Genomic DNA, 19,282 nt, shown 5'->3' with positions numbered 1-19,282 from the left:
CGGATCAGGACACCGTGACGAACGATGGCTGTTCTTCTTCGGTGTTCGTGCCGGAATGGATTCGGGTGAACACGAAGTCGTCACGAGAGAAGCCGAGGAAGCGTGTCGCGAGGTCGAGGCCCGGCAGGGGGGTGCTCGTGCTGAGCCTGCCGTGTTCGTTGACGTAGTAGTTCTTCTCCGGGTTCGCGGCGGGATCGAGCCAGATGAGCCTGCTCGCTTCGTCGTCGACCGCGTTGTTGTACTCCCAGAACGCGGCATCGGTCACCTCGGCGCAATGATGGCCGTCCTCGATGACCGCAATCATGACCCGGGCGATGTACCCGACCCACGACTCCATCCACGCGGGAAGGCCGCCGAGTCCTATTCCACCGCCCGTCGCCGGCTGCGCGTTGGGGCCGTAGAGCACGAACATGTTCGGGAACTCCGGGATGGCCAGCCCCTGGAAAGCGCGGGGGCCTCCGTCCAGGTTCCATCGATCCTCGATGTGTACACCGTCGCGGCCGCGGAAATCGATGGGCCAGAGCCACTTCGTGACTTCGAATCCGACGGCGGTCAGAACGAGATCGACCTCGCGGACGGTGCCGTCGGAGGTGACGATGCCGGTGTCGGTGAACTTCACGATGCCGTCCGTCACCAGTTCGACGTTGTCGCGGGTCAGGGACCGGTACCACTTGTTGTCCACGACCGGACGACGTGCTGCCGGCGTGTAGTCGGGGATGAGGCGCTCGACGAGATCCGATCGATCGTCGACCTGAGTTCGGATGTACTGGGTCAGGTTCGCCCGGAGTTTGTCGTTGCTCTCGCTGAACTGACCTCCGGCGGCGCGCCATTCGGGATCGGGCGTGATTGTGCCGCGGGGGTCGGCGGGCTTGAGGGCGGTGGTGCGGGCCCAGTTCCAGTAGTGCGGAATATTGTCGAGCACCCACCGCATTTCCTCGGTCACCGGTTCGCCGTAGCCTTCGCGTGGTGCGATCCACTGCGGAGTTCGCTGGAACACATAGACCTGGTCGGCGCCCTCGGCGATCCGGGCCAGTAGTTGGACGCCGGTGGAGCCGTTGCCGATGATCGCGGCGGTCTTGCCTTCGACGGTGTGCCCTTCGGTCCACTCGGTCGTGTGGAGAATCTCGCCCGTGAAGTCGTCGATACCGTCCGTGTCCAGCTTTTTCGGGGTGGAGAACAGTCCGGTGGCCGTGACGGTGAAATTGCAGGTCACGGTTTCGGTCTTGCCGGTCGCGTCGGTCACGAGTAGAGACCACGTGGCGGTCTCCTGGTCGAAGTCGGCCGACAGAACTTCATGTTCGAAGCGAATGCGGTCGTATACGCCGTAGGTCTTTGCGACCGTCTCGATGTAGCGGCGCACTTCGGGTTGCCGCGCGTACTGCTCCGACCAGGGATAGTTCTTCACGAAGCTGTATTCGTAGGTGGTACTGGCAGTGTCGACGCGCGCATCCGGGTAGGTGTTGATTGCCCAGGTTCCTCCGACATCCGGGCGTCGCTCGTAGATCACGTACGAGATCCCGAGTTGTTCGAGTTGTACGCCCATCGCAATGCCGCAGAGTCCGGCTCCGACGATGACGGCGCTGAAGTCGTCCGCGCGTCGGGGACGCTCACGGCTCCATTGCGAGAAGACCGGAAACTCCTCGAGGGCAGGCATCGTCCGTGCGACGAAGAACTCCTCGTCCGTGAGTTCCTGCCCGAGTGCGAGTTCCATCATCGTGCGTACCCGGTTCTCGTCCAATTGCTCGGGGACATAGTCGGCAGCTTCCGTTGCCACGAACTTCTCGGCCCGTCGGAGTAGTTCTTCGCGGTGTTCCTCCGCGATGGTCATCTCGAATGCGGCGCCGCTGCGAATCGGGACGAGTTCGAGTTTCATCGCGGCGAGGGCCGGGTCGCCGGTGGCGTGAAGCAACGCCAACCGCAAGGCGTGGAGATTAGAACCGGCCAGAGCGCGTCGAATGAATGTATTTTCTTCCACCGGAGTCTCTTTTCAGTATATCGAAAAGTGTTTCAGGACTTGGTGGAATACGCTAGCGTCAGCTGGTATCGACGTCAACGATTTTCGAGAAAAGGATGTGGATGGCTCTCTCGGCGCGTCGCGCACTTCAAGTGCTCGACTTCCTCACCGCGAATCAGCGGGGCACGTTCACGCTGAGCGAGCTCTCCCGGGCGCTGGATGTGAGCCCCGGATCGATGTTCGCGGTGCTCAAGGTGATGAACGATGAGGGATACGTCTCGCGGCATCCGCGTCACAAGACGTACACACTCGGTCCTGCCGCGGCGGCGGTCGGCCATGCGGCAGCCGACGCCCTCCCCGTCATCGACCTCGCTCGTATCGAGATGGTCAACCTGGCCGAGGCCACGGGTCTCGAATGCTCCGGCACGGTCCAAGTGGGACGTGACGTGCTCTGCATTGCGGTGGAGGGAAAGCCGACAGGGCGATCGGTCGAGCTTGCGCCGGGGCAGCGCATTCCGCTTCAGCCACCGATCGGGCAGCCGTTCCTGGCGTGGATGCCGCCGGCGGAAGGGCGCGAATGGATCGCGGAACTACCCGAGGAACTGCAGGAACGCGTCGCCGAGTATCTCCGAGCATACGGTTCGGTGGTTCGGCAGCGGGGTTATTCGATCGGACTCGACGACCTGCGTCCCGGTCGGCCCTCGGTGTCGCAGAAGCTGGCGGAGCGTCCGAACGATCGCGATCTGCGAGAATCCCTGCTGGAGCAGTTCTTCGAGCAGCTGCCCGACTACGCGGTGCTGGAGTTCGAGCCGGACGCCGTGTACAACATAGGAAACATTGCGGTTCCCGTGTTCGATCCCGATGGGCGCGTTGCGTTCTGCCTCACGCTTCTTCACCTCGGTGAGATGGACGGCAGGTCGATTCCCGCTGCCGCGCAACCGGTGATTGCGTCGGCTCAGCTCCTGACCCGGCAGATCGGCGGCCGTGCGCCGAACCATGATTGGGGCGAGCCGCTCTGACGATGTGACAAACGAGGATGGTTATGACCGACACAGAACCCGCGTCGACGAGTGGGCGCCTGGGCGTCGAAATCGAGGCGCTCGATTCCGCGCCGGTGCCGATACTGCGGGTGCGGCCCGTCGACGCTCGACCGGATGCAGCGCTGCTGCATTTCCACGGCGGCGGCTATCGGAAGGGCTCGCCGCAGATCTTTGCCGACAGTATCGCCCGGATTGCGGCGCGGTGCGAGACGCAGGTGTTCGCGGTCGGGTACCGGCTCTCCGGCGAATGTGCGTTCCCAGCAGCCCTGGACGACGCGGTCACGGCGTACCGGTGGGTGGCTGGATCGGTACCGGGCGAACGTCTCGCGCTGTGGGGCGATTCTGCGGGAGGTGGGCTCGCGGCGGCGTTGTCGCTGCGTCTTCGGCAGCTCGAGATCCCACTACCTGCCTGCGCATTTCTCTTCTCGCCGTGGGCCGATCTGCGCAACACCGCGAGTAGTTTCCTGGAGAACCAGCACACTGATGAGCGGTTCTCGCTGGAGCAGGCAACGGAGGCGGCGGCCGCGTACCTGGCCGGTCATCCTGCGGTGGATCCGATGGTATCGCCGGTGCTCGGTGACTGGAAAGGTCAGCCGCGCCTCATCGTGCAGTGCAGTGATTCGGAGGTTCTGCGGGATGACACATTGTTGTTGGCGCGCACGGCGGAGGACGCCGGAGTCGATGTGCGCGTGAAGGTGCACGAGGGTGTGCCGCACATCTGGAATCTGTCCTACCCCGCGACGACTGCGTCAGAGGCGGCGATTTCGTACATGGTGGAACAGCTCGACGAGTTGTTCGGATCGAATGCTCGGCGCTGAAGGGTTGCCCACGACCACCGAGAGAATTATGTTCTCCTGGTGCCGGATCTGAATTCTGGTGTGCGACGACGGGGAGGCCGGGTTGGCGACGATCGACATGGACGGGATCCGCGAGCTCGGGCGCGAGCTGAGCAACTGGGGTCGTTGGGGTACCGAAGATCAGCGCGGCACACTCAACCTGCTCACGCCGGCAAAGGTCCAGGCGGCCGCCGCGACGGTCCGGCGTGGGACGTCGTTCTCGTTGTCGATGCCCGCCGATGAGCACGGTCCTCACGACATCCGGACCGGCGGACGCTTCAATCCGATCCACACCATGACGCGATATCGCGGTGATATGCCGAAAGGTCAAGTCCTCGAGGTGTGTTCGTCCGAGGACATGCTGATTCTCGGAACCCATTCGACGACGCATTTCGATGCTCTGGCACACGTCTGGTACGACGATCTGCTCTACAACGGCTTCCATCACGACACCGTCACCGCATGGGGTGCAGAGCGTCTCTCCATTCAGAATCTGGTGGCAGGGGTCGTGTCCCGCGGAATCCTCGTCGACGTACCACGTCACCTCGGTGTCGACTATCTCGAGCCGGGGACCCGGGTCACGCCGGAGACCCTCGACGCCGTACTGGACGACGCACGAATCACCGTGTCCGAGGGCGACATCCTGTTGTTGCGTACCGGCACGTATCCGCAGCATCGGCGCGGAGCCGACGTCGGACTCAGCGGATCGCCGGGCCTCACGTGGGAATGCGCCCGGTGGGTTCGTGACCGTGGCATTGCGGCCGTGTGTGCGGACAACCTCGCAGTGGAGGCGCTCGGCGTGAACTCGGGTGGGCCGATGATTCCGTTCCACATGGTCGCGCTCCGCGACATGGGCCTGCTCTTGGGTGAGATGTTCGACTTCGAAGCCCTTGCCGAGGACTGTGCCGCCGACGGCGTGTACGAGTGCATGTTCGTTGCCTGCCCGCTCAACATCCCGGGCGGTGTCGGCTCCCCGCTCAACCCCATCGCAGTCAAGTAGCGGCGCGCTGCTCACGGCCGGGCCCGCTGTGACGTGCCCTATCGGCCGACTCCGAAACGAGCTGGGCGGGAGGGCCGCCCACGGAACACTCGTGGGTGGCCCTCCCGCTACCGGTCGGTGCTGGTGTTCAGAGCGACAGGATCGACGCGGCCGCGGTACCGGGCGCGCCGTAGACCTGTGCGAGTCCGACGCGCGGGTTGCCGGGAACCTGACGTTCGCCTGCGGTGCCGCGGAGCTGGTGGACGAGCTCATGTACCTGGCGAATGCCCGAGGCGCCGATGGGCTCGCCGTTGGCGATGAGACCGCCATCGGTATTCACAGGCAGCGATCCACCGATCTCGGTGGCGCCCTCGGCAATGAGCTTCTCCTGGTCGCCATCGGCGCACAGACCCGTCTCGGCCATGTGGATGACCTCGGCACCCGCGTCGGTGTCCTGCAGCTGTGCGACATCGACGTCCTCGGGACCGATTCCCGCGGCCTCGTACGCTGCCTTCGCTGCGTACACGGTGGGGGAGACATCCTCTTCGGTGGCGGCCCACGTCGCGTGTACTTCGTAGGCCCCGTATGTGCGGGTGCGGATCGCCGTCGACCGCAGGTATACGGGCTTGTTCGACGAGAACTTCGCCGCGAGATCCCCGCGGCACATGATGACTGCGGCAGCGCCCTCGTCGGGGGCGCAGAACATCTTGGCGGTCAGCGGGTAGTTCAGCATCGGCGACGAGAGGATCTCGTCGAGGCTGAACTCGGTGCGGCGGAACGCCTTCGGGTTCTTGCCCCCGTTGCGGTAGTTCTTCGCGGCGACTCGGGCCAAGGTCTCGTGCGAGATGTTGTGGTCGATGACGTACCGGTTGGCCTTCATGCCGAAGAACTTGGTGGTGACGAACTGGCCGTTCTCGGCGTACCAGGCCGGAAGGCCGAGCATCGCGGGATCGGCGGTGAAGGCGCCGCGGGGATGCTTGTCGGTGCCGACGGCGATACCGATGTCGTACTTGCCGGAGCGGATGCCGTCGGCGGTCTGCTCGATGGCGCTGGCCGATGTGGCGCACGCGTTGAACACGTTGGTGAAGGGGATTCCGGTCAGGCCCACCAGGCGGGTGACGGCATCGGTGTTGTCGACTTCGTAGCTGCCGCCGATGCCGAACTGGATGTCTCTCCACGCCACGCCCGAATCTTCGAGCGCGAGCTGGATCGCGTCAGCGGCCATCTCGATGGCCGACTTGGCGCCGAATCTGCCGAACGGGTGAAGGCCCACACCGATGATGGCAACGTCGTTCATAGTTCTTTGGACTCCTCGATCGGGTGTAGGTAGATCAGATCGGCGCGAACGCCCAAGTGACGATGTCGGTTCCCTCGGCGTCCGTGTAGAAGGGCACGAAGGTGAGTTCGAGTTCCATGCCGGGCTTCAGCTTCGCCGGATCGTTCTCGGTGAGACGTGCCTCGACGCGGACCACGTCGCCGAGCTCGATGAGACCGAACGCGAACGGTTCGAAATTCTCAGCAGTCTCACTGCCGGCATAGGGCTGCTTGGGGACGAATCCCTGAGTGGTCCATGCCACGAGAGTTCCGCGGCGTGGGAGCAGCAGCTCGGAGATGTTGGCGCCGCTGCAGCGGGCACACCGGGGCTGTGCCGGCCACATCGTCGCTGCGCAGTCGTCGCAGCGACTGCCGATCAGCTGCGGGTCTGCCGCCGGCCATGTGGATACGTCGGGCGCGAGCGCCTTCGTCGTCATATGTCGTCCTCCGTTGTCCGATGCCGTCGCGTCGCTTCTTGCCGCATACCGGCATGATGTTCACGTTAGACGGAAATGCCATTCTCTACAATGAGAGTGTGCTGTTCCTATCGGTCTCTACGATCGGAGCATGGTGATCCGACCGGACGGCAAGGACTGGACCTGGGTGGTCGAGCGCGCGTGCGCCGACTGTGGGTTCGACCCGGGTGCGATGCCCTACGACCACATCCCCGGCCTTGTGCGCAGCAGTTCTGAGCGGTGGCCTGCAGTCTTGTCGCGTGACGATGCCGCACTGCGGCCGAATGACGCCTCGTGGTCGGCGCTCGAGTATGCAGCGCACTTGCGTGATGTTGCCCGGGTGTTTCAGGCCCGACTCGAATCGATGCTTGCCCAGGACGATCCGCCGTTCGAGGACTGGGATCAGGATGCCGCCGCGGTCGACGACGCGTACGGAGATCAGGACCCCGCGACCGTCGCTCGCGAGTTGACGGAAGTGAGCGGCCGAGCGGCGCAGGCCTTCGCGGGGGTGCCGGTGGCACTACGTTCGCGGAGCGGACGACGAGGTGACGGGGCGAGGTTCACCGTCGGCACTCTGGCGCTGTATTTCGCCCACGAGCACGTCCATCATCTGTGGGATGTGCGGTAAGAAAGAATTCCGGTAGAACCTGTTCCAATTCTGGCGTTTTGTGGTTAGTGTCACGTGCACAAGCTGCAATGTGATGGAGGGCGTAGCCAGATGAAGACCAAGGGTGCACTGCTGTGGGGGCTCAACGAGCCGTGGTCGGTCGAGGAGATCGAGCTCGGTGATCCGGTTGCGGGGGAAGTGCAGATCCGCATGGAAGCCGCAGGCATGTGCCACTCGGATCACCACATCGTCACCGGCGCGACTCCGATGCCGTCCTATCCGGTGATGGGTGGTCATGAGGGGTCCGGTGTCATCACCAAGGTCGGTGACGGCGTCGTCGGGCTCGAGGTGGGAGACCATGTCGTCCTGTCGTTCATCCCGGCGTGCGGACAGTGTCCGTCGTGTGCGGTCGGGCAATCGAACCTCTGCGATCTGGGAGCGGGACTCCTCAGCGGCCAGGCGATCTCCGACGGCAGCTACCGCATGCAGGCGCGCGGCGAGAACGTCATCCCGATGTGCCTCCTCGGCACATTCTCGCCGTATATGACGGTCAATCAGACCCAGGTCGTGAAGATCGGCGAGGACATCCCCTTCGAACTTGCCGCACTCGTGGGTTGCGGCGTTCCCACCGGCTGGGGCTCGGCGACGCACATCGCCGACGTGAAGGCGGGAGACTCCGTCGCAGTGATCGGCATCGGTGGTGTGGGTATGAGCGCCCTGCAGGGGGCTGTGGCTTCCGGTGCGCGCCACGTGTTCGCGATCGATCCGGTGCCGTGGAAGCGCGAACAGGCTCTGAAGTTCGGCGCTACTCACGCATACGCATCCATCGAAGAGGCGATCGTGCCGATCATGGAGATCACGTGGGGCAGGATGTGCCACAAGACCATCATCACCGTCGGTGAAATGACCGGCGATCTCGTCGATCCCTCGCTGACCCTTACCGCGAAAGGCGGCAAGTGTGTCGTCACCGCGATGGGCTACATGGCAGACATGGACGTCAAGTTGAACTCGTTCTTGTTCTCGATGCTGCAGAAGGACCTCAAGGGCAACATTTTCGGCGGCTGCAACGCGCGGGTCGACATCCCGAATCTTTTGGATCTGTATCGCTCCGGTCAGCTCAACCTGGCCGACATGGTCACACGTACGTACAGCCTCGAGCAGATCAACGAAGGCTACAAGGACATGCTCGACGGCAAGAACATCCGCGGCGTCATCCGGTACACCGAAGCCGACTGGTGACGAGGCATACGGGTGATCTCGCAGGTTGATCGGGTGCCCCCGTAGTCTGTTCTGGTGCGCAGCCTCTCTCTGATCCCCGACTGGCCCGTCGATCACGCCGCCGGCGCGGTTCTCACTCGCGACGGCGGCGTTGTCGGGTCCGTGGGTGATCCGGCCGAGGTGTACGCCCTCGCGTCGGTGACCAAGCCGCTGGTCGCGTACGCGCTTCTCGTGGCCGTCGAAGAGGGCGCGATCGAGCTTGATCAGCCCGCAGGCCCGCCGGGGTCCACGGTGCGGCACCTGCTCTCGCATGCCTCGGGGCTCGCCTTCGGTGACCGGACCGTCCAGGCCGAGCCGGAACGTAAACGCATCTACTCGAGTGCCGGATTCGAGGTCCTCGCGGATCTCGTCGAGAGTGAGACCGAGATCGGGTTCGCCGACTATCTTCACCAGGCCGTGTTCGAGCCACTCGGCATGCGGTCGTCGACGTTGTCGGGGTCGGCGGGGCATGGTGCCAGTTCGTCGGTGGATGACCTGGTTCGATTCGCCGCGGAGCTGTTGAATCCTGTTCTCGTGTCCCCCCGGACCCTCGGCGAGGCGACTCGGGTGCAGTTTCCCGGACTGAACGGAATCGTGCCGGGATACGGGATGTTCAAGCCGAACGACTGGGGTCTCGGGTTCGAACTGCGAGGGGAGAAGACTCCGCATTGGACCGGCACTGCGCATTCGCCGCGCACTTTCGGTCATTTCGGTCAGTCGGGAACGTTTCTCTGGGTTGACCCCGAAATCGACACAGCGTGCGTAATACTCACAAACCGGGCGTTCGGTGAGTGGGCGAAGCCGCTGTGGGCCGAGTTCAACGACGCCGTACTGGGCGAGATCACAAAAACCTCTGCCGTTCGCTAGCGAAACAGGCGCAACACCGGCACACTGTCGATAGCTGCATTGCATCGCCTTCAGGAAGAGGTCGTTGGGGAAGACGTCCTCGTCTGATCGGAGGTGAATGTATGCGCGCATCGAACCAGTTCGCGGATGCGACGACCGGGGTGGTCTATGTCCATTCGTCGCCTGCTGCGGTGTGTCCACACATCGAATGGGCATTGGCGTCCACGTTGGACAGCCGCCCCGATTTGACGTGGACAGGCCAGCCCGCGGGGGAGGGGCTGCTGCGCACTTCAGTGGATTGGACCGGGCCGGTCGGCACTGCAGCCAGGTTGGTCGAAGCGTTGAGGGTATGGCCCATGCTCAGGTTCGAGATCACCGAGAACCCGAGCGAGGGAGTCGACGGTGAGCGGTACAGCCACGTACCGCATCTGGGACTGTGGCGCGGCAATACCAGTGCGAACGGCGATGTCGTGATCGGCGAGATGCGCCTGCGGGCGATCCTGGCCTCCTCGGACGTCGAGGGCGAGATCCACCGTTGCCTGGGCACCGCATGGGACGATGAACTCGAACCCTTCCGAAGCGGCGACGACGGCGCCGAAGTCACGTGGCTTCGCCGCGACGTCGGCTGATCGAGATCCACCAGCGACACGCGTATGAGTCGGGGCCTGTCATCCACAGATGACAGGCCCCGACTCATACGCGGAGCTACAGCGGAATGTTCTTGTGCCTGCCGCGGCGTGCCGGTGCTGCGGCGAGCGCTGCCGCAAGTGTGCTGCGGGTCTTCGACGGCTCGATCATCTCGTCGACCACCCCGATCGACATCGCCCGGCCGACCCCACCTGCCAGCGCCTCGTGCTCGGCTGCGAGACGGTCGTGCAATGCCTCGCGCTCGTCGTCGGGTGCTGCGGCGAGCGCCTTCTTGTGCAGAATTCCTACCGCAGCCTTCGCTCCCATGACGGCGACCTCCGACTCCGGCCATGCGAACACTGCAGTTGCGCCGAGCGCACGCGAGTTCATGGCGATGTAGGCACCGCCGTAGATCTTGCGGGTCACGAGCGTCACGCGCGGCACGGTGGCTTCAGCGAAGGCATGTAGAAGCTTGGCTCCGCGCCGCACGACGCCCTCCCATTCCTGGCTCACGCCGGGCAGGTAGCCGGGAACATCGACCACGACGACGAGGGGCACGCCGAAGGCATTGCACATACGGACGAATCGGGCAGATTTCTCGGCACTCTCGGAATTGAGGCAGCCACCGAGACGCAAGGGGTTGTTCGCGATGACTCCGACGGTACGACCGCCGAGACGCCCGAACCCTGTGACGATGCTGCGTGCCCAATTGCCCTGAAGCTCTTCGAAGCTCGATTCTCCATCGACGTTGTCGAGCAGTTCGTGGACGATCGGCCGCACGTCGTATGCGCGACGCGCGGACTCGGGCATCAAGGCACGGAGATCGGTGTCGCCGCGTTCGGCGGCTGCAACATCGAATCGACCTTGCTCTGCGAGCATCGACACGAGGCGGCGGGCGCGATGAAGCGCGTCCTCCTGGTCGTGGGCCGCGATGTGGGCCACGCCGGATTTCTTGGTGTGGGTGTCGGGGCCGCCGAGGGCCTCCATGTCGACCTGCTCCCCGGTGACGCTCTTCACGACGTCGGGGCCGGTGACGAAGACACGGCCCTCGGGCGCCATGATGACGATGTCGGTGAGGGCCGGACCGTAGGCAGCGCCGCCCGCGGCGAAGCCGAGAACGACAGAGATCTGGGGGATGTGGCCCGAGGCGCGGACCATTGCTTCGAAGACGAGGCCGACCGCGTGGAGGGCCTCGACGCCCTCGGCGAGACGGGCACCGCCGGAATGGAACAGTCCGACGACGGGATGTTCGTTGTCGATCGCAGTGTCGATCGCGTGGACGATGTGCCGGCATCCTTCGACGCCCATCGCACCGCCCATCACGGTCGCGTCCGAACAGTAGGCGACGGTGCGCACACCGTCGATGCGACCGATCGCAGCGAGGACGCCGGAGTTGTCGCGCGGGTGGAGCAGTTCCACCGATCCCGGATCGAACAGCTTCTCGAGGCGGGCCAGCGGATCGCGGGGGTCCACTGCGCTGTCGCGCTGGTTGACTGGATCCAGAATTGTCATCGGGTGCTCCTCGGGCGAAACGCGGTGAGGGGTGGGTGCGGTGGAGGCTCCGAAACGGAACCTCCACCGCATGTGCGGCGTTGTGCCGGTCGGGTCAGGCCCGACCGAACGCGATAGCGACGTTGTGCCCACCGAAACCGAACGAGTTGTTCAGCGCGAAATCGATCTGTCCGTAGCGCGGTTCACCGTGCACTACGTCCAGGTCGATATCTGGATCCTGGTTTTCGAGATTCAGCGTGGGAGGAATGACTCCGTCACGCAGAGCCAGGACCGTGAGTACTGCCTCGAGTGCACCGACAGCGCCGATCGAGTGACCGAGTGCGGACTTCGGTGCGTAGATTGCGGCTTGATTTCCCACCGCAGCGCCGATGGCCTTGGCCTCGGCGATGTCTCCGATCGGGGTGGACGTCGCATGAGCGTTGACGTGCCCGATGTCGGACTTGGACAACCCGGCGGTCTCGATTGCACGGGTCATCGCACGGGCTGCGCCCGTACCTTCCGGATCGGGTGCCACGATGTGGAACCCGTCCGACGTGATTCCGGAGCCGAGGACGCGAGCGTGAATGGTCGCGCCACGTGCCTTGGCGTGCTCCTCCGACTCGAGGACCATCAGTGCGCCGGCTTCGCCGAAGACGAATCCGTCGCGGTCCTTGTCGAAGGGCCGCGAGGCGCCCTGGGGGTCGTCGTTGCGGGTGCTCAGCGCGCGCATCATGGCGAAGCTGGCGGTGGCTACCGCATCGAGTCGTCCCTCGACACCGCCGGTGACGACGATATCGGCGTCGCCCATGGCGATCATCCGGTGGGCGTTCGCGATGGCCTCGGATCCCGAGGAGCATGCCGAGACGGGGGTCAGGACTCCCGCACGCGCACCGAGCTCGAGGCCCACGGTGGCCGACGGGCCATTGGGCATGACCATCTGCACCACGAACGGGGACACCTTGCGGTATCCGCCGTCGCGGAGCTTGTCGACGGCGTCGATGAGTGCGTCGCCGCCACCGAGGCCGGTGCCGATGACGACACCGAGACGGTCCTGGTCGACCTCCGGGCTACCGGCGTTCGACCAGACCGTGCGGGACAGAGTCAGCGCGAGCCGTTCGACGAAACTCATCCGCCGGATCTCGACCCGCGACAGTGAATCGTCGGGGTCGACCTTCAGCGTGCCGCCGATGCGGACGGGAAGGTCGAAGTCGTCGACGAACCCGCTGAGCGTGCCGATCCCGCTCTCGCCGGCGAGGAGGCCCTTCCATGTGGCATCCACATCACCTGCGATCGACGTCGTGGTCGCGAGAGCCGTGACGACGACGTTTCGTAGCGTCCGAGGAGAAGGGGAGGTCACGGCTGTGCTCATTCGCCGTCGTTGGTGGCCTGAACGCCCTCGGCCTCGAGCTTCTGGATGTACGAGACAGCGTCACCGACGGTGCGCAGGCTTGCGAGGTCCTCGTCGGGGATCTTCACGCCGTACTTGTCCTCGGTCTGGACGGCGATCTCGACCATGGAGAGCGAATCGATGTCGAGATCGTCGACGAAGGACTTCTCGATGGTCACCTCGGAGGGCTCAATACCGGTGACCTCTTCGATGATCTCCGCGAGACCGGTGATGATTTCTTCCTGGGTGGCGGCCACTTCGTGGCTCCCTTCTTGGGTTTGTCGACTGTGTCGTGTGAAACCGGGGGGACGGCGTCCGCCCGGTGCCCGGGTTGTACCGGGAGTCTTCGAGTGCTGGTACTGCGGTGTTGCGCGCGCTGCCTTGTTGCGTGCACAGCGCGCGCAGCAACCTAACCGAGAACCAGCGTTTCGGCCAACGTGTCGATGTCGGCGGGGGTCTTCAGTGCGGTGTTGGGAGTGCCACGCATCTCGCGTTTGGCGATGCCCACCAACGTCCCGGCCGGCGGCAATTCCACCACCGCGGAGACCTGAGCGGACTTCAAGTACGCGGTGCACAGATCCCAGCGGACCGGGCGGGTGACCTGCGCGGCAATTCGCTCGAGGGCATCGGATCCCGAGGTGGCGAGAGCTCCGTCGAAGTTCGACAACAGCGGACGTACCGGATCGCTCGGTGTGATCTTCGCTGCTGCCGCGGTGACTGCATCCTGCGCGGGAGCCATGAAACGGGTGTGGAAGGCACCGGCCACGGGGAGTGACCGAATACGCGCCTTCGCGGGCGGGTTCGCTGCGAGTTCCTCGAGCGCGTCGAGGCGTCCTGCAGCGACGATCTGTCCTGCCGCATTCATGTTGGCGGGTGTCAGGTCGAGTTCTTCGAGTCGGGCGAGCACTTCGTCCTCGGCGCCGCCGAGGACTGCAGACATCCCCGTCGGCTCGAGCGCGCATGCCTTGGCCATTTCCGCGCCGCGGATCGCGGCGAGGGAGACGGCTTCGTCGGCCGTGATGACGCCTGCGACGGCAGCTGCTGCGAGCTCACCGACCGAGTGGCCGGCAGAGATGGTGTCTGCGGCGATCGCGCCGCGTGCCTCCAAGGCCTCGAACGCGAGCAGTGCTGTCGCGACGACCAGTGGCTGGGTGACGGCGGTGTCTGTGATCTCCTCGGCGGTAGCGGTGGTGCCGAGACGCTCGAGGTCGAGCCCCGATGCCTTCGACCAGAGCTCGATTCGATCGCGAGCACCGGCCTGCTCCAACCACGGAGCAAGCATTCCTGGTGTCTGAGACCCCTGACCGGGGGAAAGCAGCGAAATCACGATGATCAGAGAACACCCTGAAGGCGCTCTTCCGAGATGTCGGTGGGAATGAAAGGTGGAAGCAGGATTTGTAGGGTTCCTACAAATTCCCACGTCGGCGTTCTCCATCGGTAGCTTGCCCGTAACCGTTACGTGTCCTGTTCGCGAATTGTGAATCGAGTGACTGGTGGTGTGGGGGATCGGAGTTCGTTATGGCTTTGTGCCAGACGACCAACGGTTGCCGCGATTCGGAGCACGTATGCATCACGCGGATTTGTCGGGTCCCGACCCGTTACTTCGGTGATTCGCCTCAACCTGTACCGGACGGTATTTGGATGAACAAACAGCTTTCGGGAGCAGGACTCGACAGCACCGCCGCTGTCGAGGTATGCGTCCAAGGTGTCGGAGAGGGCCGAACCGGCGGCCGCGAGCGGTGCGACGACTTCGTCTTCGAGCGCCGTGATTGCTCCCGGGTCGCCCAGGAGCGCGCGTTCGGGTAGCAACTCGGTTGCGTGCACCGGACGCGGAGCACCAGGCCAGCCGACGACCGCCTCCATCCCCGCCATCGCCTCGACCGCCGACGCGTGCGCCGACGCGAGCGACGGTGTTGTCGGGCCGATGACGACGGGATCGCCGGAGAAGCTGTACATGAGCTCGTCCCGGAATGCGACGGCCTCGGGGCTGCCGTGTAGCTCCCCGCTGACCACCATCACCAGATGTTCGCCCTGGACTACTGCCAATGCCGCGCGGCCGTGTGCGCGCGCGATCGTGTGCACCGTGGTTACAGCGGACACCCCCTCTTCGGGCGGGGGTGAACCGATGAGCACGGTCGCGGGCGCGGTTGCGTCCCAGTTGAGCGTGGCGGCACGGGACTGCATGTCGGATCCCGTGTCGCCACGAACGACTGCGTCCACCACGAGCGCCTCGAGGCGGGTGTCCCAGGCTCCCCGCGACTCGGCAGCGCTCGCGTACACCGACGCGGCCGCGAATCCGAGTTCACGGCCGTATCGGAGGATCGCCTCGGTCAACGCGATCAGCTGTTCTTCGTTCCGGGCCAAGGCGGGCAGCCACTGCTCGAAGAACTCCATCGCCGCGCGAACCATGTCGACGGTCTGACGGAAGGTGAGCCTGCGCGCCAGATCCTGCGGAATTGCCTGGAATGCGTCGAGACTGAACGAGATGTCGCTCTCGGGGTCGCGCACCCATTCGAGGAAATCCACGACCGATGTCTGGATGATCAGCTGAACGTTCGAACGTTGCGAAGCATCGAGGTCCGCGAAGAACGGCAACTGTTCCTGCATGACGTGCACGGCCTCGGTGGACATCCGCCCCGAAAACTGCTTGACGCGCCGCAACAGAGCATCGGGCAGCGGAGCGCGCTCGGGGCGCTCCGGCGGCATCGGGCGTCCCGCGGGGACACCCGATGCGCGCATCGTTCGGCGCGGTTCCGGCTCGTCGACCATGCGAAGAACCTACCCGGACGGGGCCCGGGCAGGTTCACCGATGCGCGAGACTAGCGCAACCGCGTGAGCGTCAGGCGACGCCCGGATCCGACGTCGGGGTGGGAGCGGCTGCGACATCGTCGATCCCGTACTTTGCCGCTGCCTCGACCGCCCGAGCCGGATCGATTGCACCCTCGCGGCCGAGCGCTGCGAGTACCGCGACGACCGTCGACTCCGCGTCGATGTTGAACACTCGGCGCGCTGCCGGGCGGGTATCGGAGAAGCCGAACCCGTCGGCCCCGAGCACGGTGTAGTCGCCCGGTACCCACTGACGGATCTGGTCCGGGACTGCACGCATCCAGTCGGACACCGCCACGAACGGGCCTGCCGCGTCGTTGAGGACCCGCTGCACGTACGGGACGGCAGGATCCTTACCGGGTTCGAGCAGGGCCTGACGGTCGCACTCGATACCTTCGCGGCGAAGCTCACCCCACGACGTCACCGACCACACGTCGGCCGAGACGCCCCACTCCTCGGCGAGCATCTGCTGGGCGCGCAGCGCCTCGGGCATGATCACGCCGGAGGTCAGGATCTGCGCCTTCGGACCCGACGCTGCACCACGCTGGTACAGGTAGATGCCTTTGAGCAGGCCCTCGACGTCGAGGTTCTCGGGCTCTGCCGGCTGTGTGTACGGCTCGTTGTAGATGGTGATGTAGTAGAAGATGTTCTCGCCGCCGAAGCCCGGCTCGAGCGTTCCATCCGCGGCCTTCGTGCCGCCGTACATGCGACGCAGACCATCGCGCACGATGTGGGCGATCTCGTAGGAGAACGCCGGGTCGTACGTGACAGCCGCCGGATTGGTGGAGGCGAGCAGCAGAGAGTGCCCGTCTGCGTGCTGGAGGCCTTCACCGGTCAAGGTGGTGCGTCCTGCGGTGGCACCGAGCACGAAACCGCGTGCCATCTGGTCGGCTGCTGCCCACAGGCCGTCGCCGGTGCGCTGGAAGCCGAACATCGAATAGAAGATGTACACGGGGATCATCGGCTCGCCGTGCGTTGCGTACGAAGTACCGACCGCGGTGAACGACGCCGTCGAACCGGCCTCGTTGATGCCCTCATGAAGGATCTGACCGACCTCGCTCTCCTTGTAGGCGAGCATCAGTTCCGCGTCGACCGAGGTGTACAGCTGGCCGTTGCGGTTGTAGATCTTCAGCGAGGGGAACCACGAGTCCATGCCGAACGTGCGGGCCTCGTCCGGGATGATCGGCACGATGCGCTTGCCGATCTCCTTGTCGCGGAGCAGCTCCTTGAGCACGCGCACGACCGCCATGGTGGTGGCGACCTCTTGCTTGCCCGAGCCCTTCCGGACCACGTCGTACGTCTTCTCCTCGGGCAGCTTCAGCGGCGCTGCCTTCGTGCGGCGCTCGGGAAGGAAGCCGCCGAGATTCCGGCGACGCTCGAGCATGTACTGGATCTCGGGTGCGTCGAAACCGGGGTGGTAGTACGGCGGCGCCTTCGGATCCTTCTCGAGCTCCGCGTCGGAGATCGGAATCCGCTGGACGTCGCGGAAGTACTTGAGGTCTTCGAGAGTGAGCTTCTTCATCTGGTGGGTCGCATTACGACCCTCGAAGTGCTTACCGAGCGTGTACCCCTTGATCGTGTGGGCAAGGATGACCGTCGGCTGGCCCTTGTGCTCCATCGCGGCCTTGTACGCAGCGTGGATCTTGCGGTAATCGTGCCCGCCGCGCTTGAGGTTCCAGATCTGCTGGTCGGTGAGATGCTTGACCAGTTCCTTGGTGCGAGGGTCGCGTCCGAAGAAGTGCTCGCGGACGAACGCGCCGTCGTTGGCCTTGTAGGTCTGGTAGTCGCCGTCCGGGGTGACGTTCATCAGATTGACGAGCGCGCCGTCCTTGTCGGCGTGCAGCAACGCGTCCCACTCGCGACCCCACACCACCTTGATGACATTCCAGCCGGCGCCGCGGAAGAACGATTCCAGTTCCTGGATGATCTTGCCGTTGCCGCGGACCGGACCGTCGAGACGCTGCAGGTTGCAGTTGATGACGAAGGTCAGGTTGTCGAGGCCCTCGGTGGCGGCGACATGTGCGAGGCCGCGCGATTCGGGTTCGTCCATCTCGCCGTCGCCGAGGAACGCCCACACGTGTTGCTGCGAGGTGTCCTTGATGCCGCGATCTTCCAGGTAATGGTTGAAACGTGCCTGGTAGATGGCGTTCATCGGGCCGAGGCCCATCGACACCGTCGGGAACTCCCAGAAGTCGGGGAGAAGTCGCGGGTGCGGATACGACGGCAGTGCGCCGCCCTTGGCCAGGTGGCTGTGTTCCTGACGGAATCCGTCCATCTGCTCCGCGGGTATGCGACCCTCGAGGAAGGCGCGAGCGTAGATGCCGGGTGAGGCGTGGCCCTGGATGAAGATCTGGTCGCCACCACCGGGGTGATCCTTACCGCGGAAGAAGTGGTTGAACCCGACCTCGTACAGGGCAGCGGACGAGGCGTAGGTGGAGATATGGCCACCGACCCCGATCCCGGGCCGCTGCGCGCGGGTCACCATGATCGCGGCGTTCCAGCGGATGTAGGCGCGGAATCGGCGCTCGACCTCTTCGTCACCGGGGAACCACGGTTCGCTCTCGGTGGGAATGGTGTTGACATAGTCGGTCGAGGTCAACGCCGGAATCGACACGTGGCGCTCACCGGCGCGCTCGAGCATGCGCAACATCAGGTAGCGGGCTCGGGAGGGCCCGGCCGCTTCGAGCATGCCGTCGAACGACTCGAGCCACTCGGCGGTTTCCGCCGGATCGATATCCGGCAGGTAGGAAGCCACGCCCTCGCGGATGACCCGAACCCGGTTGCCCGTGGTGGGGGCTGGGGTGTCGGTCGAGGGGCCCGTACCCGAAACGTCTGGTGTGGCGTTCGCACGGGAATCGGGTCCGTGGATCAGGTCTGTCAACGTCAGCTCCTCATCGTGGTGGGGCGCGCAGGTGTAGCGCCCACTCCGTAGGCCGGCCCTTGTGGGGGCCGACTCATCGACATCTGAACATGATGCACCCCTCATCTTCCCCCATCGTGCCGGGTCGGGCACGATGCGGCCCGGCAGATCGGGCCAGGATTGCGGCTGGATGTATGCATTCGGAAGAGTGCGCGTAGCGTCGTTCTCGAAGATTCTCTCGAAAATCGCAGCGTTTCGGGTTGCGTTCAGGCGCCCGACCATGTTCGCTTTGATCAATCGCACGTCACATCGGTCTGCGGAAACCTCCGCGACCACAACCTTGAGGAGGAACCACCGTGGTCGCCGCGGCGGATGCCAAGAACTACGTTTCGAAGCTCGGTATCAAGCACGACCACGTGGTGCAAGAACTTGGCTGGGACGAGGATACCGACGACGAGTTGCGTGCAGCGATCGAAGAGGTCACCGGCACGGAGCTGCTCGACGAGGACTCCGACGAGGTCGTCGACACCGTGCTGTTGTGGTGGCGGGAAAGCGACGGTGATCTCGTGGACGCTCTCATGGACGTCGTGAGCCCTCTCGCCGAGGACGGTGTCGTGTGGGTTCTGACCCCGAAGACGGGTCGTCCCGATCATGTCGAGCCCAGTGAGATCGCCGAGTCGGCGACTACCGCAGGCCTGACTCAGACCTCGGCGACCAATCTCGGCGATTGGATCGGTAGTCGGCTGGTGCAGCCGAAGACCGGCCGTCCGCGCCGCTGAGCCGCCACTACCTCCGAATGAAGG

Annotated in this window: 17 protein-coding genes; 8 read left to right on the top strand and 9 right to left on the bottom strand. The window is 64.7% G+C overall.

What is annotated here, in order from left to right; all coding sequences use genetic code 11:
* Window positions 1-4: 4 nt before the first annotated feature.
* On the bottom strand, window positions 5-1,921 hold the full coding sequence (locus tag MWU77_RS08715) for an NAD(P)/FAD-dependent oxidoreductase (RefSeq protein WP_247273475.1): 1,917 nt from the start codon (window positions 1,919-1,921) through the stop codon (window positions 5-7).
* A gap of 155 nt (window positions 1,922-2,076) precedes the next feature.
* Between MWU77_RS08715 and MWU77_RS08710 the strand changes: the two genes are divergently transcribed.
* The 3 genes from MWU77_RS08710 (at window position 2,077) to MWU77_RS08700 (ending at window position 4,830) form a co-directional block, all read left to right on the top strand.
* A complete protein-coding gene (locus MWU77_RS08710; protein WP_169686244.1) occupies window positions 2,077-2,973 on the top strand; it encodes an IclR family transcriptional regulator in 897 nt (298 codons plus the stop codon).
* Between the two features lie 23 nt (window positions 2,974-2,996).
* Window positions 2,997-3,812 (top strand): alpha/beta hydrolase, encoded by an 816-nt coding sequence (locus MWU77_RS08705; protein ID WP_247273474.1) that lies wholly within the window; start codon window positions 2,997-2,999, stop codon window positions 3,810-3,812.
* Window positions 3,813-3,894: 82 nt separating this feature from the next.
* Window positions 3,895-4,830: a cyclase family protein gene (locus tag MWU77_RS08700; protein ID WP_247273473.1), complete on the top strand. Its 936-nt coding sequence runs from the start codon at window positions 3,895-3,897 to the stop codon at window positions 4,828-4,830.
* 127 nt (window positions 4,831-4,957) lie between these two features.
* Here the strand turns inward: MWU77_RS08700 and MWU77_RS08695 are convergent, their stop codons facing one another.
* The gene (locus tag MWU77_RS08695; protein ID WP_169686250.1) at window positions 4,958-6,106 is read right to left on the bottom strand and encodes a thiolase family protein; all 1,149 of its coding nucleotides are present in this window, start codon (window positions 6,104-6,106) and stop codon (window positions 4,958-4,960) included.
* A 34-nt stretch (window positions 6,107-6,140) separates the two neighbouring features.
* Complete coding sequence (locus MWU77_RS08690) at window positions 6,141-6,560, bottom strand: Zn-ribbon domain-containing OB-fold protein (protein WP_169686253.1); 420 nt, start codon at window positions 6,558-6,560, stop codon at window positions 6,141-6,143.
* A 130-nt stretch (window positions 6,561-6,690) separates the two neighbouring features.
* Between MWU77_RS08690 and MWU77_RS08685 the strand changes: the two genes are divergently transcribed.
* The 4 genes from MWU77_RS08685 to MWU77_RS08670 all read left to right on the top strand — a co-directional run bounded on the left by MWU77_RS08685 (window position 6,691) and on the right by MWU77_RS08670 (window position 9,917).
* Window positions 6,691-7,206: a DinB family protein gene (locus MWU77_RS08685; RefSeq protein WP_247273472.1), complete on the top strand. Its 516-nt coding sequence runs from the start codon at window positions 6,691-6,693 to the stop codon at window positions 7,204-7,206.
* A 90-nt stretch (window positions 7,207-7,296) separates the two neighbouring features.
* Window positions 7,297-8,424, top strand: coding sequence for an NDMA-dependent alcohol dehydrogenase (locus MWU77_RS08680; RefSeq protein ID WP_247273471.1), 1,128 nt, complete (start codon window positions 7,297-7,299; stop codon window positions 8,422-8,424).
* A 54-nt stretch (window positions 8,425-8,478) separates the two neighbouring features.
* Window positions 8,479-9,309: a serine hydrolase domain-containing protein gene (locus MWU77_RS08675; protein WP_169686259.1), complete on the top strand. Its 831-nt coding sequence runs from the start codon at window positions 8,479-8,481 to the stop codon at window positions 9,307-9,309.
* A gap of 101 nt (window positions 9,310-9,410) precedes the next feature.
* Complete coding sequence (locus MWU77_RS08670) at window positions 9,411-9,917, top strand: DUF3145 domain-containing protein (RefSeq protein WP_169686261.1); 507 nt, start codon at window positions 9,411-9,413, stop codon at window positions 9,915-9,917.
* A gap of 76 nt (window positions 9,918-9,993) precedes the next feature.
* Here the strand turns inward: MWU77_RS08670 and MWU77_RS08665 are convergent, their stop codons facing one another.
* The 6 genes from MWU77_RS08665 to aceE all read right to left on the bottom strand — a co-directional run bounded on the left by MWU77_RS08665 (window position 9,994) and on the right by aceE (window position 18,500).
* Window positions 9,994-11,427, bottom strand: coding sequence for an acyl-CoA carboxylase subunit beta (locus tag MWU77_RS08665; RefSeq protein WP_247273470.1), 1,434 nt, complete (start codon window positions 11,425-11,427; stop codon window positions 9,994-9,996).
* Between the two features lie 94 nt (window positions 11,428-11,521).
* The gene (locus tag MWU77_RS08660; protein WP_169686265.1) at window positions 11,522-12,775 is read right to left on the bottom strand and encodes a KasA/KasB family beta-ketoacyl-ACP synthase; all 1,254 of its coding nucleotides are present in this window, start codon (window positions 12,773-12,775) and stop codon (window positions 11,522-11,524) included.
* A complete protein-coding gene (acpM, locus tag MWU77_RS08655) occupies window positions 12,772-13,050 on the bottom strand; it encodes a meromycolate extension acyl carrier protein AcpM (protein WP_169686267.1) in 279 nt (92 codons plus the stop codon). Before acpM ends, MWU77_RS08660 begins: the two co-directional genes overlap by 4 nt.
* 152 nt (window positions 13,051-13,202) lie before the next feature.
* Window positions 13,203-14,120 (bottom strand): ACP S-malonyltransferase, encoded by a 918-nt coding sequence (locus MWU77_RS08650; RefSeq protein ID WP_169686269.1) that lies wholly within the window; start codon window positions 14,118-14,120, stop codon window positions 13,203-13,205.
* Between the two features lie 128 nt (window positions 14,121-14,248).
* A complete protein-coding gene (locus tag MWU77_RS08645) occupies window positions 14,249-15,532 on the bottom strand; it encodes a PucR family transcriptional regulator (protein ID WP_374229852.1) in 1,284 nt (427 codons plus the stop codon).
* A gap of 100 nt (window positions 15,533-15,632) precedes the next feature.
* On the bottom strand, window positions 15,633-18,500 hold the full coding sequence (gene aceE / locus MWU77_RS08640) for a pyruvate dehydrogenase (acetyl-transferring), homodimeric type (RefSeq protein WP_169686271.1): 2,868 nt from the start codon (window positions 18,498-18,500) through the stop codon (window positions 15,633-15,635).
* A gap of 335 nt (window positions 18,501-18,835) precedes the next feature.
* Between aceE and MWU77_RS08635 the strand changes: the two genes are divergently transcribed.
* Entirely contained in the window at window positions 18,836-19,258 is a 423-nt protein-coding gene (locus MWU77_RS08635; RefSeq protein WP_169686273.1) for a DUF3052 domain-containing protein, read from the top strand.
* The last annotated feature ends 24 nt before the right edge of the window (window positions 19,259-19,282 follow it).

It is taken from the genome of Rhodococcus sp. F64268, from assembly GCF_023015605.1.
Taxonomy (GTDB): domain Bacteria; phylum Actinomycetota; class Actinomycetes; order Mycobacteriales; family Mycobacteriaceae; genus Rhodococcus.
Note: the sequence above shows the minus strand (reverse complement) of the source record. Positions and strands in the feature narration are given on the sequence as shown.